16 protein-coding genes are annotated in these 26849 nt (G+C 52.9%); 2 read left to right on the top strand and 14 right to left on the bottom strand.

The genetic code is table 11. The annotated features are described in order from the left end of the window. Window positions 1–13 precede the first annotated feature (13 nt). The gene (locus tag DFP95_RS06590; protein ID WP_115991768.1) at window positions 14–2272 is read right to left on the bottom strand and encodes a hypothetical protein; all 2259 of its coding nucleotides are present in this window, start codon (window positions 2270–2272) and stop codon (window positions 14–16) included. Window positions 2273–2470: 198 nt separating this feature from the next. Then, window positions 2471–2851, bottom strand: a complete 381-nt coding sequence (kapB, locus tag DFP95_RS06585; protein WP_115991767.1) for a sporulation phosphorelay system protein KapB — start codon at window positions 2849–2851, stop codon at window positions 2471–2473. Between the two features lie 103 nt (window positions 2852–2954). Here kapB and DFP95_RS06580 point away from each other — a divergent pair, with 103 nt between their 5' ends. After that, on the top strand, window positions 2955–4070 hold the full coding sequence (locus tag DFP95_RS06580; protein ID WP_115991766.1) for an MGDG synthase family glycosyltransferase: 1116 nt from the start codon (window positions 2955–2957) through the stop codon (window positions 4068–4070). 111 nt (window positions 4071–4181) lie between these two features. On the opposite strand, the gene DFP95_RS06575 is transcribed toward DFP95_RS06580, so the two are convergent. The 4 genes from DFP95_RS06575 to DFP95_RS06560 all read right to left on the bottom strand — a co-directional run bounded on the left by DFP95_RS06575 (window position 4182) and on the right by DFP95_RS06560 (window position 9345). Then, on the bottom strand, window positions 4182–5321 hold the full coding sequence (locus DFP95_RS06575) for a C40 family peptidase (RefSeq protein WP_115991765.1): 1140 nt from the start codon (window positions 5319–5321) through the stop codon (window positions 4182–4184). A gap of 252 nt (window positions 5322–5573) precedes the next feature. Further along, window positions 5574–6449: a cation diffusion facilitator family transporter gene (locus DFP95_RS06570; protein WP_115991764.1), complete on the bottom strand. Its 876-nt coding sequence runs from the start codon at window positions 6447–6449 to the stop codon at window positions 5574–5576. A 296-nt stretch (window positions 6450–6745) separates the two neighbouring features. Continuing rightward, complete coding sequence (locus tag DFP95_RS06565; protein WP_115991763.1) at window positions 6746–8374, bottom strand: ABC-F family ATP-binding cassette domain-containing protein; 1629 nt, start codon at window positions 8372–8374, stop codon at window positions 6746–6748. Further along, entirely contained in the window at window positions 8371–9345 is a 975-nt protein-coding gene (locus DFP95_RS06560; protein WP_115991762.1) for an MBL fold metallo-hydrolase, read from the bottom strand. The genes DFP95_RS06565 and DFP95_RS06560 overlap by 4 nt, the downstream gene beginning before the upstream one ends. A gap of 244 nt (window positions 9346–9589) precedes the next feature. On the opposite strand from DFP95_RS06560, the gene DFP95_RS06555 reads away from it, so the two are divergent. Then, window positions 9590–10735, top strand: a complete 1146-nt coding sequence (locus tag DFP95_RS06555; protein ID WP_115991761.1) for a virulence factor — start codon at window positions 9590–9592, stop codon at window positions 10733–10735. Window positions 10736–10783: 48 nt separating this feature from the next. Here the strand turns inward: DFP95_RS06555 and DFP95_RS06550 are convergent, their stop codons facing one another. From DFP95_RS06550 to DFP95_RS06510, 8 genes are all read right to left on the bottom strand, one after another. Then, window positions 10784–13387 carry an Ig-like domain-containing protein gene (locus DFP95_RS06550; protein ID WP_115991760.1) on the bottom strand — a complete coding sequence of 868 codons (2604 nt, stop codon included), beginning with the start codon at window positions 13385–13387 and terminating at the stop codon, window positions 10784–10786. Between the two features lie 554 nt (window positions 13388–13941). After that, on the bottom strand, window positions 13942–15987 hold the full coding sequence (locus DFP95_RS06540) for a hypothetical protein (protein ID WP_147304140.1): 2046 nt from the start codon (window positions 15985–15987) through the stop codon (window positions 13942–13944). Beyond that, window positions 15984–16823: a carbohydrate ABC transporter permease gene (locus DFP95_RS06535; RefSeq protein ID WP_115991757.1), complete on the bottom strand. Its 840-nt coding sequence runs from the start codon at window positions 16821–16823 to the stop codon at window positions 15984–15986. Before DFP95_RS06535 ends, DFP95_RS06540 begins: the two co-directional genes overlap by 4 nt. Window positions 16824–16853: 30 nt before the next feature. Continuing rightward, the gene (locus DFP95_RS06530) at window positions 16854–17747 is read right to left on the bottom strand and encodes a carbohydrate ABC transporter permease (protein ID WP_115991756.1); all 894 of its coding nucleotides are present in this window, start codon (window positions 17745–17747) and stop codon (window positions 16854–16856) included. A 108-nt stretch (window positions 17748–17855) separates the two neighbouring features. After that, complete coding sequence (locus tag DFP95_RS06525; protein ID WP_115991755.1) at window positions 17856–19193, bottom strand: ABC transporter substrate-binding protein; 1338 nt, start codon at window positions 19191–19193, stop codon at window positions 17856–17858. 102 nt (window positions 19194–19295) lie between these two features. Beyond that, window positions 19296–20918, bottom strand: coding sequence for a response regulator transcription factor (locus tag DFP95_RS06520; RefSeq protein WP_115991754.1), 1623 nt, complete (start codon window positions 20916–20918; stop codon window positions 19296–19298). Window positions 20919–20921: 3 nt separating this feature from the next. Further along, window positions 20922–22706 carry a sensor histidine kinase gene (locus DFP95_RS06515; RefSeq protein WP_115991753.1) on the bottom strand — a complete coding sequence of 595 codons (1785 nt, stop codon included), beginning with the start codon at window positions 22704–22706 and terminating at the stop codon, window positions 20922–20924. 543 nt (window positions 22707–23249) lie between these two features. Further along, window positions 23250–26849 carry a glycoside hydrolase family 31 protein gene (locus DFP95_RS06510; RefSeq protein WP_115991752.1) on the bottom strand — a complete coding sequence of 1200 codons (3600 nt, stop codon included), beginning with the start codon at window positions 26847–26849 and terminating at the stop codon, window positions 23250–23252.

Here is a 26849-nt window from a genome sequence, read left to right as displayed (position 1 = left end):
TTTCACCTTCCTCCTACTTAACCGAAATGCGAATCGTCACGTATTTACCGCCGAACAATCCTTTAATGGACGCGCTGCCTTTACCGACGACCGATATCCTGCCGTCGATAACGGTGGCGACGGATGCCTTCGACGTCGTCCACGCGGCTTGCGATGCTACGCTGGCCGTCTTGCCGTTCTCGTAGTTAGCGGTGACGCTAATGCTGATTTGATCGCCTATTGCGGATTTGAACGAAGTATCGGAAGCGGTAAGCTTAGTCAGCTTTGCCGTAACGACAAAAGGAATCTCTAGCGTTTTGCCTTGAACCGTTGCGGTAAGCTTGCCGCTGCCTTCCGCAAGTCCTTTGGCAGAAGAGCCATTGATGGAAACAAGCTCTTCGTTCGAGGATTTCCAGTCGATCCGGGAACCTAACGTCACTTTCTTTCCGCTCTTCGTCGTTCCCGTTACTTTAATGGATTGCGATCGATTCAAAGTCACGCTGACTTTGGTCGGAGCGATCAGGAACGAAGTGAATTCCTCCTCGACGGTCACTTTGACTTTGACCGTTTTACCCAAATACGTTCCGGTCAGCGTAGCCGTGGCCGCCAGCAAGCCTTTAAGCTTCGTAGGTTTGACCAGCAAGTTCGGCGTCGAAGACTTCCATTCGATTTTGTCGGAGATGGGCTCTTCGTCCCCGTTCTCGTAAATTAGCTGAACGACCGGGAAATCGACTTCCTTGCCGATCACTACGCTAATCGTATCCGCGGAGGGGATCAAGGCCAATATTTTGTTGTTAACGTTGATGACGATAGTATCCAAGATAGGCGCCCCGGCTGTTTCCGCTTTGGCCGTCAAGGTTACCGAGCCGTTCTTTAACGCCTTCCATTTGCCATCCTCAATGGATACGATATCGTTATCGCTGGACGTCCATTCCACCAATTTGCCGACATCCAGCTTATCTCCGATCAACGTCTTGCCGGAAACCGCCGGGAGTGCTTCGGTGTCTTCCACGAATACATCCAACTTTTCCTTCGAAATCTCTATGGTGCTGATCGATGGCAACACGGTAATTGATATGTCTTTCGATAGCCCTTTGTAACTTGCCGTGATTTTGGCAGTGCCCACGGCTTTAGGTACAACATAGACTTTATTCGTAACTGTATCTTTTAATATGACGGCAAAGGCTTGTTCCGCATCCGCGATTTTCCAATCCGTGTTCATGGACACCACTTCTTGTTTCAAGCCGGTATATGCGGTTGCTTCCAATTCCACTTTCGATCCGGACACGGTAACGTAAATAGGCTTTTCGGGCGTAATTTTCAATGCCTCGAATTCCGTTCTCACAATAACCGTTACGGTTCCCGATAAACCGTAGCGGTTAACGGTAATGACTGCCGCTCCTGCTCCGACCGCGGTGATTTTACCTTTGTCGTCGACCTTAACGACGGGAGAGCTGCTTGTCCATGTCGCCGTCGAGGTAATATCCTCGTCCGGCTTTACTCCGGACTTCAATTCCGCTTTTGCGCTCAAATTCAAATCCCCGCCGCCGACTACCATTTCGATCGGAGCGGTATAAGCAGCTCCCGTCACGGAGTTCGTAATGAGTATTTTCGAATAAGGCGATGCTACCGTCAAAACGATGGAATCGGTTTTGCCCTTCGATTTGACCGTAATCGTTACTTTTCCTGCCGTAAGTAACTTAACGGTGCCCTTGGTCACCGTAGCTACGTCCGCATCCGAAGTCGTCCATACGGCCGTTGAAGTGATATCCAACGTGCTCCCCGCTCTGATCGCCTCTGCCGTGAACTTAATATCCGGTCCAAGATTTACGTCCAGCGTTTCTTTATCTTCTGTGGAATTTACTTTCAGCTTAAGATCGGAATAATAATATTCGGACGAAACGCTATAGGTATCCGTCTTTTCTTTATATTTGGCCGTAATCGTTGCGGAAGTGACCGCGCCGGTTGCCGTAACGACACCCTTGACTACCTTTACCGAGCTAGACGTGGATGACCAGACCGCGTCCTCGGTCACGTCTCTGGCCGCCGTAATGCCGGAAATGTCCGCATAGGCCTTGAGGATAATCGTATTGTCCTCTACGAAGAGCTTGCCGTCGGGCGAATCCGATGTGATGTCGACGTCAGTCACGACTTCGTCCGCCGCGGATACGGCTCCGGCGAACAGGGCGCTAACTAAAGCAAAAACCAAGAATATCGAGAGAATTCGATTATAAATGCTGCTGGGACGGGACGACAGTGACTGATGTTTCGCAGTATTGTTCCACATTTTCATTTGTAAACGGATCCTCCATAGATGCTTATTCTTATGATCATTCTCCTTTTATAACGGCTTTGGCGCATGAATCGTGAAGACATAATCGGAATTTCTCATCTTTCTAACTAAAAAAGGCTACCCCTTAGGTCCGATGGACTAGAAGGCAGCCTTCCTAAAATTAACCGCAACGTCCCGATAAGGAACGAACTCGTTTTATTATAATCCGTAATCTTTCCTTAACGTTTCAAGCTTCTCCAACGAGAGCTCCGACCAACGCTTTAACCTGTCGATCTTCTCCATTTCGATTCCGAGCGCCGTGTTCAATGACTGGCGGTATTCCGGAATTGCTCCTGTATACCTATGCGCGGTTTGGATCGGTACCCATACCTTCTCCGTGTAAGCGAGCGCCCTTCGTTCATGAAATATTGCCGCGTCCGGGTCGTAAGAACTGTGCAGATCGCCTTGGGTAGGATGTTGAAGCACCGCAAGCACCTTTACCAAAACCCGCCGATCATCGCGCTCGCAAGCTTCTCCGACATAATCTCCTGTTTTATACGAAATTTTCACAATTTCCGGGATGGAATCGACTTCGTCCATTGTAATCATTTCCTCCTTTAGCTAGTTTCTTCTCATTGTACCACTTGTTCCGAGTCCCGCTTCAGCGTAATATGGAAGTAGGTAAAGTGGAGGATTATTTCTTATGCGTAAAAAACGAGTTCTGCTGCTTTCCGAAGGTTTCGGTACCGGACATACGCAAGCCGCATATGCGCTCGCAGTTGGATTGCGTCAGCTCTCGCCGAGAATCCAAACGCGCGTCATTGAGTTGGGTACTTTTCTTAATCCCATTATCGGCCCCCTGATATTGTCCGCTTATCGCAAAACCGTAAGCAAACAGCCCAAGCTGGTCGGGAAAATGTACCGTAGCGGCTATCATAAATCACTGAACAGAATGACGCAATTCGCGCTGCACAGGTTATTCTACAATCAAGTAGCGGACGTCGTCCGCCAACTAAAGCCGGATTCCATCGTGTGTACCCATCCGATCCCCAACGCCGTAGTCAGCCGATTAAAAAGGCTGGGTCTCGATGTCCCTTTGTATACGCTCATTACCGATTACGATGCCCATGCCACTTGGACAAATCCCGAAGTCAATACTTATTTGGTCAGTACCCCCGCCGTTAGGAACAAACTCATCGCACGGGGCGTGCCTCCAACTTCCATAGAAGTGACGGGCATACCCGTCCATCCGAATTTCTGGCATCCGCACGATCGGGCTGAAATCCTCTCGCAATTCCAATTAAAGGACATGCCGACCGTTCTCATTATGGGCGGAGGTTGGGGTCTTCTATACGGCGAAGAGCTCGTGGAGTATATGGCTGCTTACGCGGACCGGGTTCAACTCATCCTCTGCATGGGGAACAACGAGAAAGCCAAAGAAAAGCTGCTCTCCGATCCGCGCTTTCAGCATGAGAACGTTCACGTTCTCGGATATACGAAGGAAATCAGCAAACTGATGGACGTCTCGGATCTGCTCGTGACCAAGCCGGGGGGCATGACCTGCACGGAAGGCATGGCGAAAGGGATCCCGATGCTGTTCTACGAGCCTATCCCTGGTCAAGAAGAAGAGAATGCCGATTACTTCGTGACCCATGGGTTCGGAGAGCTTATGAAGAACAACGACACGATCGACCGCTGGTTCCGCCTGATTCAAGAGCCTTACGCGGCCTACCGGCATCGCGATACGCTGCTTGCCCTGCGCAACGCGGAATATCACCCGGCTAAGTGCTCGGAGGCGGTACTGGCGTTGATGGAGTAGATCCGGCTCAGATCAGTCAGTCATGCGGAATTGAATATCGACGATACGAAAAAGAGTCCGCAAGACGCTCCTGGGTGGAGAGTCCGCGGGCTCTTTATATTAGTCACAATATTAAAGCGCGCTACCGCCGTATAGGAACCTGAACTCCCAATGCTTCCCTGCGATATTATCGATCCGGACCCCGCCGGACTCGACCGAATACGTCTGCAGTATCTGACCATTACCGAGATAGATGCCCACGTGCGATACCTTCTCGGAGAATGGCTTCTTGTCTTTGTAGCTCGATGCTTTCGTTCCCTTGTAATCCATGAAGAACATAAGGTCCCCGCGTTTCAGCGAATGCCAATCCGTCGTCACCGATTTCTTCCCGCGCACGTACGTTCCTTGCGTGCTTGAACTCGCCGGCAGCGTTATTTTAAGCGCGTCCTTGAACGCTTGGCGTACGAAGTCGGAGCAATCGAACGTCTTCGTATTATTCCGATCCGAACCGAACTCGTACGGCGTTCCCAGGTACTTGAGACCTGCCGCGATGACTAGCTCGACTTGCTGGCTCCCACTAGGCATTGGAGTTGGCGTTGGTGTTGGCGTTGGTGTCGGTGTCGGTGTCGGTGTCGGTGTCGGTGTCGGTGTCGGTGTTGGTGTTGGTGTTGGTGTTGGTGTTGGTGTTGGTGTTGGTGTTGGTGTTGGTGTTGGCGTTGGCGTTGGCGTTGGTGTTGGTGTTGGTGTTGGTGTTGGTGTCGGAACTGGGTTCTGTGGCAACGCCGCCGTTAGCTTTAAGTATTCCTTGGAACTGCTCACGAATCCGGCAACGCCCGAAGCATCCTTGGCAGCGTACCAGTAGCTATTCACTACGCTCGTAATCACGATTTGTTCGTTTTTCTGAAGATAACGAATACGCGCTCCGTTCGTCGACGGCTCCTTGCGAAAAGAAACCGAAGACACGACAACCGCGTTAGCACCGGAATTCCCTTCGTCCGGGTTATAGTCAACGTATTTATCGCTCGATGAAATATAGCCGACTGCACCTTTGCTATCCCTCACCTTCAACCAATAGCTATTCGGCTGTTCCAATACGGTTACGGATTCTCCGGCTTTCAAATATTTCAGTACGCTCGCGGACGTGCTAGGTCCTGAACGAAAGCTAACAGAGGATACGACTTCCGCATTTCCCTGCTGAGCGGCTGCGGCTAACGACGGAATGAACGCAAGCAGTAACAATGATGCCAGTAACAATAGCATTCCTTTTCTCAACTGTCTCTTCCTCCAATGGAACTTTAGATTGGGGCGTCATACGCCCCTTCTTGTCCATTATAGGAGGGATTAAGCCTACTTCCATGAGTCGCCAATCTCAGACCCTTTTCCCGCTATAGGAATAGAGTTCCACGCGGACCTAGGCACTGAGTATGGGAAGTACCGTCAATCACGGGAAAACAGGCACGGCTTCTGCGACGATAGACTTTATTTACCACGTCATACTAGGAAGTTTCACGCAGACGGGGAAATCTATTCGCGTGCTTCCTCGGGCTCCACATGGACATGGACGTTCTCGATATCGTGCTTTCTCTTCATCCGTCTTTCGATCATATCCGATATCTCGTGGCTTTCAACCAATGATATAGACGGATTAACGACGACTACGACATCTACTAGAACCGTGCTGCCGTGAATTCGCGCCCGAATGTCCTTGATGGCTTTCACGCCCTTCGTCTGCTCGATCGTCGTCCGGAGGCTCATTAACTGTTTGACGTCGAAACCGTCGGTTAAAGCTAACGTCGACGTCGTGAAGATGACCCATGCGGTTCTGAGTATGATGAGGCCGACGGCGATCGCGGCTACTCCGTCCAGCCAGGGAATGCCTAGCTTGGAGCCGAAAATGCCGATTGCCGCCCCGATGCTGACGAGAGCATCCGAACGATTGTCTTGCGCCGCCGCCAATAACGCTTGGTTGTTAATGCGTCTGGCGAGTCTGACGTTATAGGCGTATATGCCGAACATTATAGCGGCTGCGCCGATAGCGACCCAACCGGCGTTTAAGTCCGGGGAGACGAACTCCCCTTTCCATAAGTTTTTCCCTGCCGCGATCAATACTTGCAAGCCGACCGTACCCATGATGAAGGATGCGATTAACGCGGCTATCGTCTCCGCTCTCAAGTGTCCGTACGGATGATCCTGATCGGGAGGTTTGCGAGAGATTCGGAGGCCGATAAGCACGGCAACGGAAGCCACGATATCGGTCGTGTTATTGAACCCGTCCGCGGTTAACGCCTCCGAAGAGAACAACCAGCCTGCGGCCAGTTTCAAAGAAGAGAGGACCAAATAAGCCGCGATGCTAACCCAGGCTCCCTTTTCCCCTTGCTTGATATCCCCGTAGACATCCATAACCCAAACCTCCTTATTTCATTAAAGACGGACGCTAGTCGTTTCTATCATCGCAATAGTTTAACCTTAGATTATGAACGCGAAACGTATCCTGCGATTAGAATGTGCTATGAGGTACGATCTGATCAAAGAGCTGTCAAAGGTGAACCCAAGGTAAATAGAATGATAATCATCGTTATTGGAGCTAATGGCTTAATTTCTATTACCTACTTCGCCGTCTTTGGGATAGTACTTCATACTTCTTCCGATAATACAAAAAAAACGCCTGCCGATTAGCCGGCAGGCGCGATCAAGACTTATCTATCTTCTTCGGGTATCATTTTGGCGCGTAGAGCCTGCACTTCAGGATGCTCCAAGTACTCGTCGAAGGTCATCATCCGATCGATGACTCCGTTCGGAGTAATCTCGATGATCCTATTAGCGATCGTTTGCATGAACTGATGGTCATGGGAGGTGAAGATGATCGGCCCGTCGAAATCGATCAGTCCGTTATTGAGAGCCGTGATGGACTCCAAGTCCAAATGGTTGGTAGGCTCGTCGAGAAGAAGCACGTTTCCGTTCGTTAGCATCATGCGGGAAAGCATGCAACGCACCTTTTCTCCCCCGGACAGGACCGAGCCCTTCTTCAGCGCTTCATCGCCGGAGAACAGCATCCGGCCAAGGAATCCGCGGATGAAGGATTCGTCGGGATCTTTGGTGTATTGCCGCAGCCAATCTACCAGATTCAAGTCTACCCCGTCGAAATAATCGGAATTTTCTTTAGGGAAATAAGCTTTAACCGCCGTAACGCCCCACGAAACTGAGCCCTCTTCGGGTTCTTTTTCTCCGATGAGGATTTGGAACAGCAATGTTTTCGCGTGGCCGTAAGGTCCAACCAATGCGATCTTATCGCCTTTATTCACGACGAAGTTGATACCGTTTAATACCTTCGCTCCGTCGATGGACGCGGATAAGTTCTCTACCGTTACGACTTGTTTGCCTACTTCGCGCTCGGGCTTAAAGTTAATGAACGGATATTTGCGGTTGGAAGGACGGATATCGTCGAGCGTAATTTTGTCGAGCGATTTCTTACGGCTGGTCGCTTGCTTCGCTTTGGATTTGTTCGCGGAAAACCGCTGAACGAACTCCTGAAGCTCTTTGATCTTGTCTTCTTTTTTCTTGTTCTGGTCGCGCATGAGCTTCATCGCCAATTGACTGGACTCGTACCAGAAGTCGTAGTTACCCACGTACATCTGAATTTTGCCGAAGTCGATATCCGCGATATGCGTACACACTTGGTTCAGGAAATGCCGGTCATGGGATACGACGATAACGGTGCCTTCGTAACGGGAGAGAAACTCTTCCAGCCAGTTGATGGACACGAGGTCCAAATGGTTGGTAGGCTCATCGAGAAGCAGAATATTAGGGCTGCCGAACAAGGCTTGCGCCAACAATACGCGAACCTTCTCGTTGCCGCTAAGCTCAGCCATCTTCTTGTCGTGGAGCTCCGTCGTGATACCGAGACCGTTCAGCATGCCTGCCGCTTCGCTCTCCGCTTCCCAGCCGTTCATTTCCGCGAAATCCGCCTCGAGCTCGCCCGCGCGCATGCCGTCTTCGTCGGAGAAGTTTTCCTTCATATAGATAGCGTCTTTCTCTTTCATTACTTTGTATAGGCGATCATGGCCCATAATGACCGTCTCGAGCACGTTGAACTCATCGTACTCGTAATGGTTCTGCTTCAATACCGCGAATCGTTCTCCGGGCGTGATGTGTACTTCTCCGGAACTGGACTCCACTTCTCCGGAAAGAATTTTGAGGAACGTGGATTTACCCGCTCCGTTCGCGCCGATCAGGCCGTAGCAGTTGCCTGGCGTGAATTTGATATTAACATCTTCGAACAGGGGGCGTTTGCCGAAACGCAGGCTAATGCCGGATACGGTAATCATGAGTCTAATCCATCCTTTTCTTTGGGGGTTTCTGAATTATGGCTTTCGAAACGCATTGTCTCGCCGTGCTGAAGCAACAATAATTTCTCCTCCGGAATGCCGAGGCTTGCTCTAGCCGTTTCCAAGCGTTGCAAGGCTTCCGCCGGCGTGTCGTCCGAAAGCTTGAATGCACCGTAATGCATGGGTACGAAATACTTGGCTTTAACATCCAAGAACGCTTGAAGCGCTTCTTCGGGGCTAACGTGCTGGGAGGCCATGAACCACTCGGGATCATAAGCACCGATAGGAAGCAAGGCGACGTCGATGTTGAATCTTCGTCCGATCTCGCTGAACCCGCGGAAATAACCGCTATCGCCCGCGAAATAGATCGTCGGACCGTGATCGATTTGCAATACCCATCCGCCCCAGTGGGAAGTATTCATGTCCCAAGGATTGCGACGCGTCCAATGCTGCGCGGGAACGAAGGTGAACTTCACCCCGTGAAACGACGTATCCTCCCACCAATGAAGTTCTTGCGACTGCAAGAAGCCTCGCAGCATGAGTTTGCGACGCAACCCGGCGGGCACGATCATTTTCTTGGGACCTCTTAGCCTTCGCAGGGAGGAGACGTGGAGATGGTCGTAATGGGCGTGAGAGATGAGCACGACGTCTACCGAAGGCATGTCCGATAATTCGATGCCTGGCGGTGCCAGCCTCTTCTGAAATGCCATTCGACGCGCCCACACGGGATCCGTGACGATGTTCAGGCCCGCCATTTGTATAAGAAACGTCGAGTGTCCGATCCAAGTTATGGACGGCTCGCTTCGGTTATGCTGAAGAAATCGTAAGTCTGGCGCCACGCTGGGAACGCAATTATCGTAGCCCTTGTTGCGGAGCTTGCGGAAGCGATCCTCACGCCAACGGTCGAATTGATCCTTAGATGCTTTGCCCGCACCAATGGAATCCAAGTTGCCGAAGCGTTTTCTAAGCATGAAATCCCTCCGATGATGTGTTCATGTATACTATATCAGGAAACGCCGAAATGTACCAAGGACTTGAAGAAAAAAAGCCCTGCCCGCATGGGCAAGGCGTCCGTCGACGCTTCCATTAAACTATTTACCCGTATTCGGCAGAGGATAACCCCCTTGGTTTCATTTCCCTTCTAGGAGCACTTTTTTGGTATTTCGGTCGAGTTGCGGTATTGTGGAATTAAGAAATATTGCGAGGAGTGATCCCATGAAATTATTATCCATCGAGCCGACCCCAAGCCCGAATACGATGAAGCTGAACGTGGACGTTCGGCTCGATCCTGGCGTTCAGTTGAATTACGGCGGTAAAGACGCGACGACGACGTCTCCTCCTCCGCTGATCGCAAGACTGCTTGAGGTTCCCGGCGTCAAAGCGATTTTCCATACATCGGATTTTCTTGCGCTCGACCGTAAAGGAAACGCGGATTGGGCTACGATATTAGAAGGCGTAAAAACTGCGTTCGGAGTCGCGGCGGGAAGCGGCTCGATCGCGTCGACGGTTCCCGAGGCCGAGAGCTTCGGAGAGTCTCACGTGCGCGTGCAGATGTTCCGCGGCATTCCGATGCAGATCCGAGTGCGTAGCGGAGGGCAAGAGTTTCGTGCGGCAATGCCGGAACGCTTTACCCATGCCGTATCGGAAGCCGCAGGATCCACGATGATCCGCGAGCGCATGCTGGAGGATCTCGGCGTTCGTTACGGCGACTCGCAGGACGTGCTGGACGAGGTGCAACGGGAACTGGAAGCCGCCTATTCCGAAGCGCGGCTTAGGGATTTGATCGAGCAGGCGAAAGCTGCCGGCCCCGAAGGCGCGCCGCCTGCGCCACCGGCACCGCTGACGGGCGCCGAAGTGATGCAGGCGCTTGATTCGCAGGATTGGCGAGAACGGTTCGCGGCGCTGGAACGTCTGAAACCGAAAGCCGAAGATTTACCAGTATTGGACAAAGCGTTGACGGATAGCCAAATGTCGGTCAGGCGTCTCGCCGTAGTCTATCTCGGAGATCTCCGTACGCCTGAATCGATGCCGCTTTTGTTCGCAGCCCTCAAGGATTCCTCGGGATCCGTTCGGCGGACCGCCGGGGATACGTTGTCCGATATCGGAGACGTCGCCGCTATTGGGCCGATGATCGAAGCGCTGGAGGATTCCAACAAGCTTGTCCGCTGGCGCGCCGCGCGGTTTCTCTACGAAGCGGGGGACGAGACGGCATTGGACGCTCTGCGGAAATCCGCCGCTAGCGAATCGGAATTCGAGGTCAAGCTTCAATCCGAGATGGCGGTCGCGCGTATCGAACGCGGCGAAGAAGCCGCCGGCTCCGTATGGCAGCAGATGACTCGGATGCGGGAGCAAAGCGAATAGAAAAAAGGCTGTCAGTTAGGTCATGGAGACCTTTCCGACAGCCTTTTTCTACAAGTAGGGAATTGCTATTTCTACGTCGAATCTGTAGCTCTTCCGATGGCCTAACGTATCGGTTAATACGATAAAGTAATGGTAAATCATGCTGTCGTTTCCGTGAGCGAATTCTAACCGATACTCCCCATCGGCTGTCTGAATGATCTCTTCGTTTTTGTCGAAAAGATCGACGCTTGTTCCCTCCGGAAGCCCGACAAGATTAAGCGTGGCCGAATCTCCCGTTGGAATACCAACGAATCTCCTTGGCCCGACGGAGTCTATGTCTGAAATTATTACAATAGCTTGGGAGTCGTGAACAAAGGAAATATTATTATTTATCAGCTTCAAGCTAGTATTTTGCTCCGATGTTTCTAAATAGATATGAATAGGCATGATTATGACTTGACCCAGCGAATCCTCTACCTTGAGCTTGTAGACATTATCGAGAGAGTTCACGATAATTGGAATATAGGTCGCGCCGGAAACGGAAACGTACTCCCCGGAATCATTCGTCAGGGAATAGGTATATTCGAAATCGTTGCCGAATATTTCAAGCCCCACCGAGTGTGATCCAAACGCCAGAGTATCCCAGTACGATTTGGATTGGCGTACTGCGTTAGATCCATAAATCGTACCCTGCGTTCCCTCGTCTTGGGATTCGACATACACCCCGACATCCTCGAAAAGATGATTGTTCCGCGCAACGGTAAAATTCACGTATCCCACGTAGGATTGGGCGTTTCCGTCGGAGACGGTGTAATTAAAGGAATCCGGGCCGCTATAATTCTCCTCGGGAGTATACGTATACTCTCCCGTATTCGGGTTGAAATCAAGCGCTCCGTGAAGAACGTCCTGCTCAAGCCCGAACGTATACGAATCTCCGTCCTCGTCGTATCCGGTAACCGCAGCCGATAGGGAATGATTTTCCATTAACTCTTCATTCTCTCCATCTGTATACGGCGGCCTGTTCAACCGAACGGAATAAGTCTTCTGCGCCCCGTTCCCCGCCGTGACCTTCAACGAAACCACATTGCTCGAATCTGCTTCCAGAATCACCTCGCCGCTGTAGCTGCCGCTGACCACTGGTCCTTGATCTAGGACCTCGACCGTGGCCTTGGCGTCCTTCACGGTCGGCTTCACCTTAACCGAATGAATCGTTCCGCCAACGTTCGCGACATATTGCACGACCGAAGGCTGAAACGACGGGCTTAGTTCAACCGGAATAGGGTCTCCCTCCTGCTGTACGATACTCGAAGTATGAACCTCGCCCGAGCCTTCCCCATTCAAGCCTACCACCATGGCCAATCCCTCTATTTCTAGTCCCGACAAAGTAGCATCGTCGGATTGGACGGTTTCCGACGGGACTTCCGTCGAACTCCCGGTATTCGAGCTTGGCGTCTGCCCCGCTGCCCCGTTCGCTTTCTTATCCGCTTCGAAGCGTTGTTTCTCGGCTTCGCTTAGTTGCTTGTAGTACTCCTCTTCCGCCTTCTTCTTAGCTTCTTCCAGAGCCTTCTTCTTAGCTTCTTCTGCTTTCTTCTTGGCGTCGTTCGTCTTCTTGACGACATCCTCAGGGGCTTGCCGGGCTTCTTCTTCTTTCTTGCGCCTATCCAGCGCGCGTTGCTCGCCTTCGTCCATCTTCCGCGATTTGATTTCTTTCTTCTTGCGATCCTCTTCGCTTAATTCCAGCTCGCGCTTGGATAGATCGATCGAGGAGCCGTTCCCGTTCTTGATCGCTTGAATGATTTCCAGAACTCTTTCAGAGGATATCAAGCCTTCTTGAATCGCCTTATTGGCTAACACTCCGATCAGACTCTCCGTGTTCTTTTGAAATTTAACCAAATCTTCGTCCGTATCCCCGAGCTCGGAAGGCAGCCCTTGCGAATCGTATTTTTTCACGAACTCGCCGTTCTCGTCGTTAATGTCCGCCGCGCTTTCCAAAATCGTCTTCGCGATGGAGGCGTCGCTTTGGTTAAACAATCTTTCCAGATCAAGCAGGGCGATCGTGATTTCCTTCTCGCCTTCGGCGTTTGTCCCGATATAAGCGTTCTGCGTCGGATAAACGTCCTCCTCTTTAGGATTGTCCGGATCGGTCGTCTTCGTGTTCACGACGCCAGCTGCGACGACCAGATGCGTCGCTCCGGTAATCGGATCGACCTTGACGAGCAGATGCGTTCCGCGGACGCCCATGACGGCCGTCGGCGTCTCGAGCGAGAATTCGTCTTCCTTGTTCACGATCGATTTCACGTCGACCCATGCCGAGCCGTTGAACATGCTTACTTTGGTTTTCGTGCCGTTCCGGTCCGACAGCTTGGAGAACGAAAGCGTCGTGTTCTGCGAGACGGTCATTTGGTCGTCGGTCGAAGTTCCGTTCGCGAACTGCAGCACCGCCGAGCTCTTCCCTCCCGTCATCAGCAGGTCGCCTTCGTTCAGGCTCATTTTCGCGAACGCGGTGAATTCCTTGGTTCCCCCGCTCTTCTTCACCTTAACGGCGCCGCTAACTTCCTTGAGAACGACGACACGAGAAGTTGCGGCCTCGGCCGTCTTCGGCCCGATTACCAGAACTGGCAATACCGCCAGCAACAAAGCTATGAACGGTATGAATGATTTCTTGATCATCATTTCGACTCTCCTGTCTGTTATTCGCCAAAAATTGCCCTGCAAGAAAATCTTTCCAACCCATTATAGACGATGAAATGGCCCAACTCTATCAATTCATGTAAAAAAATGTAGTATACCAACTGGCCGCTTCCATCCCTACAGCCAAATCGAAACGTAATGTAACGAGAACGTAATATCCCCTTCATCTTCTCTTCATGTTCAAAGGTTAAGATACATACATGACCCCCCTTTGAAATATAAAACTTGAGGCATGCGGCCCGTAGCCGCATGCCTCCCTTTTTTTTATTCGACCGTATCCATGCTCGGCTTGACCTCGGCTCCCGCGCCTGAATGACGGACGCGACTCCGGGACTGCCCGTCACGAAAGCGAGGATTTACATATGGAGGCGATGGAGTCCATGATACCGCTTTCGCGATTGTAACGGAACCGTAATATGTCCTTCATCTTCTCTTCATGTTCGAAGGTTAAGATACATACATGACCCCCCTTTTCAATAATATATCTTGGGCTTGCGGCTCCGTTGCCGCAAGCCTACTTTTTTTGTCCGGGAGTTTCAGAGCTTCGAACGGAACTCCGCCAAAGAAGCGGAAGCGGCCCCGCAGCCCCAATCGAAGATCGTGAATTCGCCAAGCCCGTCTACCGGAGTTCCGTCATGGTGATTGAAATTTTCCATGTGGAAACCGTAATCCCTCTCGTCGAAGTGAGGATGCACCCTCTCGTAAATTTCCTTGACCGCCGGATTCTCGGGGCAATACATCATATAGAAGGATGCCTTCATCGCCCATAAGGAGCGCGCGCGATAGCTTTCGTTGCCGGTCAAGCGGTAATAGTCCCAATACGTTAATGCGAACAAGCTCTGCCTCGCGTCGTTCCATTCGTCGTCGCTGTTCATGACCCCGAAGCCTCCGACGGTAGGGATCGGAAAATAGGAAGGCTGCCATATTTGCTGATACAGCGACGCTTCCGCGAGCACTTGTTCTCCGTGATCGAGCCATGCCATATTTCTGGTGACGGAATATAAATCCTTCAACGCCTCTGCCGTCCAATACATTCCGAAGTTGCATTGGTTGTATAATCCGCTCCGGGCATCCGTCTGTCCGTATTGCTTCCCTTCCCATTGCTTGGAACAGGACCAATACGTTTCGAAGTCCTCCCAGCGGCCTTCCGGCACGATGTTCCCGACGACGAACCGGGCGGCGTCCTCCGCCGCGGCCACCAAAGCGGAATCCGGACGCATCTGATGCAGTAAGCACATCAGCAGCACATGAACGGACGATTCCGGACTTGCGAGCAGAAACGGCGATATTCCATCTCCCGACGGATCGACCCAAGCCGGGAACGATCCGTCGGGCCGCTGCAGCTCAAGCAGCCTCTTCGCATACTTGCTCACGTAAGGCAAGATTCTCGCATCGGGATTTACGTCCCTATACCATTTCAGCAGCCAATAGCAGGTCCACGAGGAATCCAGAAGATGAACGTAAGTCTCGTGACCCGCCGGACGGCGCGGGCCGGACATCAGCCATCCGCCCGTCTCCCAACGATTGTCCTCTCCCGCTTGGTAGTACCCCGGGAACAATCCGTTCGTCTGCGGCGCGGATAATGCGAAATTCAAAGCCAGCTCCGCCTTCTCCACCCAATCGGAGCGCCCTTTCTCCCGGCCCCATAGAGCGTATCCGTAAGCCGTCCGCAGACTGCAGAACCACGCTTGGTTCCACAAGCTCTTCGGCTCCCGCCATTCCTCTTCGCTACCGAACCCGGGCTTCTGCTTCGCCCTCGCAAGGAATACGACTCCCCCGACTTCCGTGCCGTCGTCCGTCTTGAACTGCTGCCAGGTTACGTCCTTCCACCGATCGAGCGCCCATTCGTAAGCATGGTTAGCGTACGGCTCAAGCGCGGACAGTTGATTTTTCGTGTCTTCGACCGCAGGTACCGCCATTCTTTCGGCCCCGAACCGGTTCCATAGAAAACTCTCGACGTCCCGGTAATCCTTGTCCCGTTGCCCGCTTTCCTTCTTCCACTCCACCATGTAAAACCGGAAGTCGAGCGCTTCGGATAGCATTCTGGGCGTAGGGGTCAGTTCGTAATAAACATGGCCCGTTTCCGCGTAATCGCACAGACCGTATATCAGAGTTCGATCCTGCGAGGAGTAATCCATCATTTGCGGAACGCTTCTGCGATTCTGAATATGGTCCAAATCCGGTACGAGGGCAGCCATGCTCTCGCTATCCTCGAATATCATCGCGGGAGAACGAAAGCTCTTATCCCCTACGACCGTATTCTCTACAGGGGAGAGGTGCGGCTTCCAGACGCAGCGAAGCGGAGAGTCGTTGAGCAGGTATAATTGGACGCCGGCGAATTCCCCGCCCCCTCCTATCGGGGTTAACGAAACCTCGAAGGAAGCGACTTTGCCATCCCTCTCCCGACCCTTCGGCTCCCAATCCAACTTAACCTCTATGCGAAAGTCCCCCGCGTCCGCTGTCCAGATCGCCTTGTCCGCCATGTATTGGGCTTTGTCGAACTCCAGCTCGTTCCAACGCCCCTCTCGATGCCATCGCATTCCGAGCTTTTCGTTCAACCATTCGGGAAGCATTCTTGTCACCCTTTCACTCCGGACATCGTGATGCCTTGCACGTAGTAGCGTTGCAGAAACAGGAATAGAACCAGAACGGGAACCGAGCTGATCGACGTCGCCGCCATGATCTTGCCCCATGAGATGTTGCGCAACGATTGGAACGAGGAGATCGCGACCTGGATCACCTGCTTCTTCTCTTCGTTGATGACGACGAGCGGCCACAGGAAGGAATCCCATTGGTTAAGGAACGTCATAATGCCTAGCGTAATCATGGCCGGTACGGCGGTAGGGAGCACGATCTTGCCGAAGATGCGCAACCACCCCGCGCCGTCCATTCTGCCCGCGTCCAGAATGTCCCGCGGAACGTCCGAGAAAAACTGGACTAGCATGAATATGCCGAACACCCACACGATCTGGGGAACGATGAGCGCCGTAAACGTATTGATCCAGCTCAAATCTCGCATAAGCAAATACTGCGGAATCATGATGACCTCGTACGGAATAACGAGAGAAGACATGAATATCGTCAGCAGGAGCTTCTTGAAGGGAAACCGCAGCTTCGCGAAAGCGAATGCCGCCATCGCGTTGACGACGAGCCCGCATGCCGTGACGAACGCGGCCACGAACAAGGTATTGAGCATGTACCTGCCGAAAGGCTTGCTCGGGTCTAGAAAGATATCCTTGTAATTTTGCAGCGTCCACCTAACCGGCATAAACAATTCGGGACTCAGGGTCGTATATTTGAAAATTTCTTCATGCGTACGAAAAGAGCTCATGACCATCCAATAAATCGGAAATAACGCGACTACCGCTATCGCGATCATGACGACCGTACGCACGATGACGAGTAAATTCTTGTTCATTGCGACCGCCTCCTTGCTAATCTTATCGTTCTAGTACTCGACGTCCGTACGGAAAATCCGCAGCTGCACGACGGAAATCGCCAATACGAGGAAAAAGAACAGGAATGCGGCGGCTGCAGCGTAGCCCATGTTCATTTGCTTAAACGCCGTTTCGTAAATAAAATGGACGACCGTGCTCGTGGATCCCGCCGGCCCGCCGCTTGTCGTGATATAGATCGGAATGAATATTTTGAGCGCGTCCATCGTCGTGATGATGACCACGAACGCCATCGTGCGTTTCAGCAGGGGAATCGTGATCAGATAAAATCTTTGCAGGGGATTCGCCCCGTCCACGTGAGCCGCTTCGTACAACGATTCCGGGATGTTGTTAAGTCCCGCCAGAAAGATGATCATGACGAAGCCCATCGCGCGCCAGATGCACAGGATGATGATTCCCCACATGGAAATGTCCGGATTGGACAGAAAATCCACCCCTTGCAGCCCTATCCCCTTCAAAATCACGTTCAGCATTCCGTAGTCCTTGTTGTACAACAATTTGAATATCGTCGACGCGATCGCGAAGGACACGACGACGGGGATGAAGTATACGGTACGAAAAAACCCGACTCCCCTGAATTTTCTCTGAACGAGCAGCGCGAGCCCGAGAGAGATCGCGGTTTGCACGGGGAGGACGACGAGCGTGAAGTAAAACGAATGCCACAGGCTGGCTCCGAAATCGCGGTCGGTGAACAGCTTTGCGTAGTTGTCCAAGCCGGCGAAGGCGGACCGCGTCGAGATTAAGTTATAGTTCTGAAAGCTGATGAGCAGCGCCCGGAACATCGGATAGAAAATAAACAACGCAAGCAAGAGGAACGCGGGGAAAATAAACAGGTAAGCTGCCCGAGATTCTTGCTTATCGTAAGCGGCGAACTTCAGCCGTTTCACAGGAAATCCCTCCTTGTTTTCCGTTCGGAACGCGATTTCGGGAATAGCAAAGGGGAGTAAGGATTTTGGCTTCCCTCTCCCCCGCCATAACCTAGCTATGATCGAAACTTATTGTTTCTGCAACGCGATCCCGTCTTCTATTTTTTTGACGGCTTTGGCCAGCGATTCGTCTACGTCCGCGTTGCCTAAGCCCACGTCCTCGAACAACAGGCGAATGGCTTCGCTTATCGCGGGATAGGCCGGCGTTACCGGACGAGGATGTCCGTACTTGGCAAGCTGCTCGGCGTAAATATTCATCGGATATTCCTTCAATTCGGCGAAGGAATCGAAAGTCGACTGACGCGCGGGCAGGTTCTTCGTTTCCTCGTACCACACTTTGGAGCCTTCGACGCCCGTAACCCAGTTCACGAACTGCCACGCTTCGTCCGGATGCTCGGATTTGGACGTAATCGCCATGCCCCAGCTTCCCGTCGTACCGATCATGTTCTTGTCTTTCCACAACGGGGCAACGTCATAATCCGTGCCCATCTTGAAATCCGGGAAGTTCTGCTCCTGATAGGAGAAGGCGAACGGACCGTCAACGTGAATAGCCACCTTGCCGTTCCAGAACGCGTCCTGCGGCAGCTCCTTCGGCGATACTTTCTCCGTGTTGTATAGCGACTTCCAGAAGGTCATCGCTTTTTTCGCTTCCGCGGAATCCAGATATCCCTTCGACGTCGTCAGATCGGGGCTCAGTATTTCCGCGCCGGCCTGCCAGAGGAACGCCATTTCCGAATAAGGAGCGCCTTCGTGTCCGGCGAATCCCCACGGTGTCGGACTCCAGCCGTAGACGCCTTTCGACGGATCGTTCAGCTTCCGCGCCGCGTCCAGAACTTGATCCCAAGTCCAAGCTTCGTCAACGTTCTTAGACGGAAGGGGAATTCCCTTCTCCTCGAACATCTTCTTGTTGTAGAACATGACGATCGTGCCTTCGTTATTCGGCGCCGCGTACATCTTGCCGTTAAACGTCAAGCCTTCGATGACGGGCTTAAGCAGATCGTCCTTGTTGCCGTCCTTCGCGAAATAATCGTCCAGAGGAATGATGGCTTCCTGATTGGCGTACGAGGCAAGAGTTGGCGCATCCAACGCCATAATATCCGGCGGATTGCCTCCGGCCAGCGCGGTGCGGACTTTCGTTTCGTACTGGTCGTTAGGGATCATCTGAAAGTCGATCTTGATGTTGGGGTGCTTTTCCTCGAAAGAAGCGATCAGCTTCTTCAGCGCTTCGGCTTCGGGAGCGTAATCGTGCCGCCAGAAGGAGAGCGTAACGGTTTCCGCTTCGGGCTCTCCCGCCGCTTCCGATCCCGAGGCCGAATTCGTACCCGAGCTCGAGTTCGAGTTCGACGAACAAGCAGCCAACCCGATCGCTACCAGAATAGCCAACAAAAGCAACAAACTCTTTTTCATGTAACCCCTCACCTTTTCGGTTGATTTGTTTGCTTCTCTAAGCTAGCATCCGGAAGGCGTACCGCGGAATTCAATCGTTTTGGAAGTAGGCATATAAAATAATCAGGTAGGCGGATCCGCCGGATGATTACGATATTCGTTCGGACTCACTCCGTAGTGCTTCTTGAAGACGATGCTCAAATAGCTCGCGTTGGCGAAGCCGACCAGCTCCGCGATGTCGGACAACCTCAGCTGCGGGTTCTGCAACAGCTCCGCGGCGCGGCCGATGCGGACTTGCGCGATATATTCGCTGAAGGTGCTGCCCGTCTGTTTCTTGAACAGCTCCGATAGGTAAGTCGGGTTAATATGGAACCGATCCGCCAGCATCGTTAAGCTGATCTCGTTCATGTAAGAAGCGTCGATATAGCGGCGCATCGCTTCGACGGCTTCCACGCCGCCCGACACCTTCGAATTCTTGATCCGCTCGATGACCTTGGCCGCCGTACCCGTTAGATAGGCGAGCACGGAAGCTTCGGATCGATGCTTCCAGAGCATGTCCGGGAACATCCAATGCTGCGTCTCGGGAACGTCCAGCCGGTATTTCCCCGCTACTTTATCCATGAGCAGAATCACCCGCAATAGGAAGGAAGCCGTTCCTTGGATCGGCGTATTGCCGGAATGGAGGACGGACTCCAACGCGGCGGAGAAGCGATCCAAATCCCCGTTCTCCAGCGCTAACGTCAGCCGTTTCTCGGCCTCCGGGAAAAGCTCCGCGAAGTCGTCTTGGCCGGAATGGGAAAATACGACTTGGGTACCGGAACCGGAATGGCTCTGGCTCCACGCCAGCATCGCGGATAGGAAGCCCTGCCTGACGGAAGCGAGCCCTTGAGCCGACGCGCCTATGCCGATAACCGCCTCCGCCTTTAAGTAGCGATGAATATGCATTTGTATTTGCCCGCACAGCATTTCGCTCAGCGAAGCTCCCTCTTCCGCGGTCGGAGCAGCTACGAGAAAATGCATCATCTGCGGGTAGCTGCGATGGTAGAACGCGAATGCTCCGCGCTCTATCGCCGGATCCTCCGCCGTCTCGCGGCATACGAGCTGAAACGCGAGGAGGAACAGATGGTTGCCCTCCTCCCGTTCCCCGAGCCTTCCGCGCGGAACTCGAATCTCTACGCTTAGAAACCTGATATGAAGAGTTTCGTCGAGCCACCCTTCCATGCCCAACCGATGGATCTCGCTTCCGAGCGACGGTACTTTCTCCGGATCGTCGTTATCGATCCATTCCAGCACAAGCTGCTCTTGCATCACAGAATGGCTCTTCTTGAGCTGATGCTGCAGCGAATGCTTATGGAACATCGCTTGTTTCTCCGAATCGAGCTCTATGCGAAGCTTACCGAGAATGCTGGACAATTCGCTTCTTACGACCGGTTTAAGCAAGTAGTCCCTCGCGCCGGATTGCATGGCCGCTTTCACGTAATGAAAATCGTCGTGTCCCGACAGCACGATGACTTTGAGCTCCGGATAATTTTCCGCGCATTGCTTCAAGAGCTCCAATCCGCTCATGATCGGCATACGGATATCGGTCAGAACGAGATCGTATCGCTCGTTTTCCAGCAGTGCCAGAGCTTCCCTTCCGTCCTGGGCTTCTCCGGCAACCTCGAAGCCCAAAGCCGTCCATTCGATCTTCAGCTTTAAACCGCTGCGGACCTCCATCTCGTCATCCACCAACAATACCCGATACATCTCTCATTCCTCCTTCAACGGGAGCTCGAACCGAATACGGGTACCTTGATCCGGCGCGGATTCCATCCGGACGACGAATCTCTTCCCGTAATGCAAGCAGCATCTCGCCAGTACGTTGCGCAAGCCGACCCTGCGACCTTGGGCTCCAAGCACGTCCGTCATGTCGCCTTGCGACATTTCCCTTTGCAGCTCGTCGATGAGATCCGGGGACATTCCGCTGCCGTTGTCCGATACCTCTACGATAAGGGTGTTTTCGTATCCGCTAGTACGTATGGCTACGCGGGCGCCGCCGGGATTTTCCAAGCTGAATTTTATCGCGTTCTCGACGAGCGGCTGCAGGATGAACTTTACGATTTCAGCCTTCTCAAGCTCTGGGCGATCTTGAATTTCGATCGTTAGCCGTTCTCCGAAACGGATTTTCATGATCGAAACGTAATATCGGATATACTGCATCTCTTCCCCGAGCTTGACCAAATCGCTGTCCACGCGGAGAGAATAACGCAGCATTTGTCCCAACCACTCCGTCACGTCGATAACCTCGCCGCTTCTTTTCTGGGCGGACAAGCTGCCGATCGCTTCCAGCGTGTTGTATAGAAAATGAGGATTGATTTGCATGAGAAGCGCCTTGTATTCCGCGTCTTTGCGGCGCATGTTCGCTTGAAATTCGGTTTCGATCAAGAAGCGAAGGCGCTTCACCATATTTCGGAACACCTTGACGACGTAACCGACTTCGTTGCGGGGAATCGGCATCCTCGCCAACGCCTCGTCCTCTTCCTGGTTGAAATCGCCTCTTTCCACCAAACGCATCGAGCCCGCCAATCTCGTCAGCGGACGGGCGATTCCCGACGACAGCCAGAATGCCGCGGCTATCGTCATGAGAAGAAGAACGGCGCCTACGGCCATCATCGTCTGCTGAACCTTCTTCATTTTCTCGAACAGCTCGGATTCCGGAACCTCGCCCACGAGAACCCAATTCGCCCGTTTGATCTTGCGGTACAAAATACGGTGATCCTCTTGCTCCGCCGTCAGCTTGCCGCCGGAATGCTTGTCCGTCCGGATCGACGGCATAAGGGAAAGGAAGCCCGACATATTGTCGTCTATTCGCTGCTCTAGCACCGGATTTCCATCCATGTCGAGCAAGTATACGCGTCCGGTTTCGCCGAATTTTATTTTCTCGAGAGAGGTTTGAATGAGCGAGGTTTGAACGTTCAGCTTCAGTACGCCGATCTTGCGGAACGAGCTTAGCTGCACAAGATTGTAGACAAGGCTATTCATGCCGATCGATTGCAAATATCCCGGCTGGTAGGCGTCCATGTGCGCGGGCACCCAGCGTATGCCGTCCTTTTCGAAAGTCCTGTACCATGGGCTGTCCAGGAACGACGGATCGTTGAATACGTTATCCCTTATGCCGACGGCGGTCCCGTTTTCATTGAATAAAGTAATGGATGATATCGAGGAATGATTTAGCGCGATGGAGGATAGGAATTTGCGTATTTCCGAATCGTGGGCGATCCTTTTTTCCTGGGGAAGATCCTTGTCGAGTTGAGCGGCCACCCATTGCTGCGTAACTTCGTTGCTAAGCACCTGGTTTGCTACGTCTTCGACTTGGGTCGTCAACGTATTGACGAACGACGCGTATTGATCCATCGTCTGCGACGTGGATTCTTCGATCGAGGTACCGATGACGGAATTGGACACTTGCGTCAGAACGACGACCATCGTAATAAAAGGAATAATGAGCAGGATAATAAAGGTGACGGACAAGCGGGTTCTTAGCGAGTAGAACATAGGCGCCCCTCCGGATATGGAAATACTCCCTCCGGACGGAGCCTGAAGGGAGTATTGTGAATAGTCATTATGGAAGTCCGAAACCGATAATGCATCTATTACTTTACCAGTTATGGATGGGCTAAGGAATATATTTTTTTCGGGTCGAGGCCTTTAAAATATTCGGATTTTTCCGAGGGGCAGCGCGGACGGCAGGGGGTGCCTCCGTCAGTTTGGGAAGAGAACTGCATAAGGTGATACGAGAACTTTATTTGTTGCTCTACTAGCTCGCTTATCCTTTTAGCGTCTTGCCATCGCTTTATTTCCTGGATTGAAGGCCACTTGCAGTGAATTTCGCAAAGATAACGTTATCGCATCATCTTAATCGCTACGTACACCTTCATTCAACCGAAATAGAGCGATGGCATAACGCAAAGAGCTCCAATTGAATAGCGATCATACGCAACCAATGTTCAAGCTTCCACTTCCACGCAATAACAGCTAAAAACCCGGTCTCGAGAACCGGGTTTTCCATGCTTTATCTTGCAAGCCGCCGAAATGACGCTACAATCCGAACCCGATAGCCAGCTTGCCGCTGCTCGCCGGAACGACGATTACGACTTCGTCGCCCTTCCGTCGCAGCCATCGTCCGGCTGCCAGCTCGCCGATTCCGTCGACGCGATCCAAAGCTTTCCCGTTCCAAGTCGCGCTCGAGGCATCGCGGCTCAATCCCCGGAAGAGGAGCGTTATCGGACCGTTTCCCTTCGCCTCGACGTCCGACTCGATTCTGTCTTCATGCTTCGCGGCGGATATGGCGACATCGTAACCCAAGTCGTCCACGAACCGATAGTGCAGTTCGCTCGTCAAGAAAATCATCAAGCAAAGCCGTTCGTAACGATCCGTCCGGTTTCCGACATCGTCGGCAAGCTCGCCATTCGCGCCCAGATTCAGCGGGATGACGCTGTTCTCCTTTAAGTAAACCGGAATATGCGACAACTCGGCAGCGACTTCCCTCCACTCCCCGCCTTCCATCGTTTCCGGCTCGAATAACGATAACCATTGCCCTTCGGGAAAATAAACTCGTACCCTTGTCGTGCCTTCTTCCGTCACTGGCGCCACGAGCATGCACTCGCCGAATAGGTACTGCATCGTCAAATCGCGGCAGCGCGCAGCGTCCGGATACGCTAGCAACATGGCTCTCATCATAGGAAAGCCCGTCTCGGAGCTGATCCTTGCCTGTTCGTAAATGTATGGCAGCATATTCATCCGCATATCGGCGAACCGCTTGTAGATAGTCAGAACCGACGGCTCGCCCGTCCGTTCCGCGATATTCCACGGCGTTCGATCCATATTGAATTGTCCCTTGCTCTCCGCATGGTACTGCATGACGGGACAGAACGCCGCCATTGCCGCCGACCGAACGAACAGCTCTGCCGTCGGGATATCCCCGGAGAATCCCCCCAGATCCCACCCCCAGAAAGGAATTCCCGACATCCCGCAGCTTAATCCCGCGATGATCGTCGCGCGGAAAGCTTCGAAGGTCGACTTCTCGTCGCCTGCCCAGTGCAACGGTGCGCTTTGCGCTCCCGTATATCCGGCTCGGCTGAACGTGATCGCCCCTCCCCGCACGTACCGGTCGGCGTATTGCTGGAAAGCCCCGACGTAAACGTTCGGATACTCGTTGCGCATCTCCGCGCCGGTTCGTCCGTCATGGAAAATCAGATCCGAGCCGTATATGCATTCGCCGCCATCCGTTTTGAACCCGTCGATATTCATATCTTCCAGCAAGTATCGTCGTTTGCCGAGCCACCATTCCGATGCCTCCGGATTCGTGAAATCCGGTACTAGACTTCCCCTGAACCACTCGTAATTCGGAATGCGGTACAGACTGCCGTCTCCTTTGCGAACGCCGTAACCCTTATCGACCATAAAAGCCTCGTCCTTGTCCCGTTGCTCGTGCGCGATTCCGTCCATGAACTTCATGACAGGAGCTTGCCAGAGGAGGACGCGGATGTTCCGATCATGGATTCTCTCCACCAGTTGCTTCGGATCAGGCCACCTTCCCCATGCCGGGAACGTAAAATCGTCGTACGTAAAACGCGACTCTCCCGATTTGCCCTCGTAACCCGCATCGTTGAAAATATAAAAGGAAGACTCGTCGCTCCATTGCTCCAGCACCATTACGGTCGACGGAATGGCATGCTTGGACGTTTGGTCCAACTGCGCGTCGACTTCCTTCTCGCTGTCCCAGTTGTTGCTGGACATCCATGGGCCGAATGCCCATTTCGGCGGCAGCTTCGGCTTGCCGGACAAAGCGGCGAAAGTACCGACCAGTTCCATAGGCTTGCCGGCAAACAAGCTAAAATCCATTTTCTGATGCATCGGATGGACGTCCGCCTCGATCTGCATCAATTCGGGAATCGTCGTTGATCCAAAACGGAACACGGAGTAAAGACAGCTTTGCAGGAATAGGCCATAGCCGTCCGAGCTGTATACCACCGGAACCGGCATGTAAGTGCGATACCCTTGGTCCTTATATTGGTTGAATACGTAATTGTCCAATTCGCAGCCGCGAAACTCCATACGCGCGAATCGCTCGCCCATTCCGTAAAGCCTCTCGTCGGCCGACAGCTCGAAATTCAGTCTTAGCTTCGATATCGTCCCGTCTTGATTCGCCAGAAACTGGAGGAACGGAATGTCCGCCGTCCCGAAGCCGCGGCCAACCCGCTCGCCGCTATCGTTCAGCAAGCCCGATTCCATCTTGCCATCAGTTACGCGAAATGACGCATGACCGACGCGAAATTCCCCGCTTACCGCTTCCGTCCGGCTTGCATTATCGGAGTATCCCTCGTCATTCTCGCTATGCGTCATCGTCAAGCCGAAGCCGATCGCTCCGCTATCGTGAACGGCGAGCTTAAGAACGGGATCAATCAACCCGCCTCCAGCACTGAGAGCTTCGAACCTTACGGTTAGTTCTCCCTCCTTGGAGCCTCCTACTTCCTTAACGCGCTTAATGTTCTCCCAGCGAAATACGTCGAAGCCGAACCAATCCGAGGTCGTCTCGTGCTCTCCGGAATCTCTCGCCGCAAACCGATATCGCACATGCTCTAATTGCAAGATCGGCTCAATCGAAGCTTCCCAATACCGCTCCCCTTCGTCCGTCTGCATGGCCTCCATGGGAATAAGGATCGGCGCTGCCCGACCGATGACGTATTCCAGCGCAACCGATGCTCCCGGCTGAAAGGGAGAGGAATACGTCCGAAACGCAACGGGATCCCCGACCGTAACTAGCCTAGGATACCGTTCGTTGTTGGCAAAGCGATAGGGACTCTCCCCTCCCGTCGGATCATGGATGAACCGTATCCCGCGTTCAACCCGTTCGTCCGATTCCGTCTCTTCCATAACGAATCCCGGCGACTTCATCTCCAACTGACCGGATGCCCACTCCAAGAACGCCGAACTATCCGCTTGCCCTTGCCGTTTCTCTTCGTCCCAAGTCGCTATCGCCCGGTCCCGGAGCGTTCTCGCGCGGGCGAGCGAACCGATCTCGCTATAATAACCCGACAGAAGCGCCGCCGTCTCCGCGCGAACGTTCTCTTCCTTCAAACGATCGATCGCCTCAAGCATGGCAAGGTCTCCCGCGCTGACGAGCCCGAACGGAACGGCCGCCGCGAATATATCCTCGCCGACCTCGTCGGAACCTTCCCGGCTAACGAAATGCTTGCCGCGCATGAAGGAAGCGAACGTTTTTTCCCGGATCAGCTTGCATAACATCTGGGCATTCTCCGAGCGGTAAACATTATTAATCGATCTCAACGCCGCGTAATGGAGCGCTAAATTGCTGAAGAAAACGCCCGGCCCTTCCTCCCACAACCAATGCGAATCCGGCTCGTTCCAAGCCCTCTCGATTTTTCCGACGCATTCCTCGATTAACCCGGAATTATCCGTCAATATCGAACGGTCTCCGCCGCGGTTGGCGAATTCTCCTAATATCCATAACCAGTACGATCCTTGCCGGGCATCGTATCCGTCGACCGCAAACCCGCGTGCCGCTCTATCCAACCACGGCTGCGAATCACGCACCCTTCCTCTTTTTAGACGGCCGAATAGAAGGATCGCGGTATCCCTTATCGAATCCTGCGCGAGCTGTCTCGTCGAGTTCAT

It is taken from the genome of Cohnella lupini, from assembly GCF_003386205.1.
In the GTDB taxonomy this organism is placed as follows: domain Bacteria; phylum Bacillota; class Bacilli; order Paenibacillales; family Paenibacillaceae; genus Cohnella; species Cohnella lupini.
This window is presented reverse-complemented; position numbering and strand designations above follow the sequence as displayed.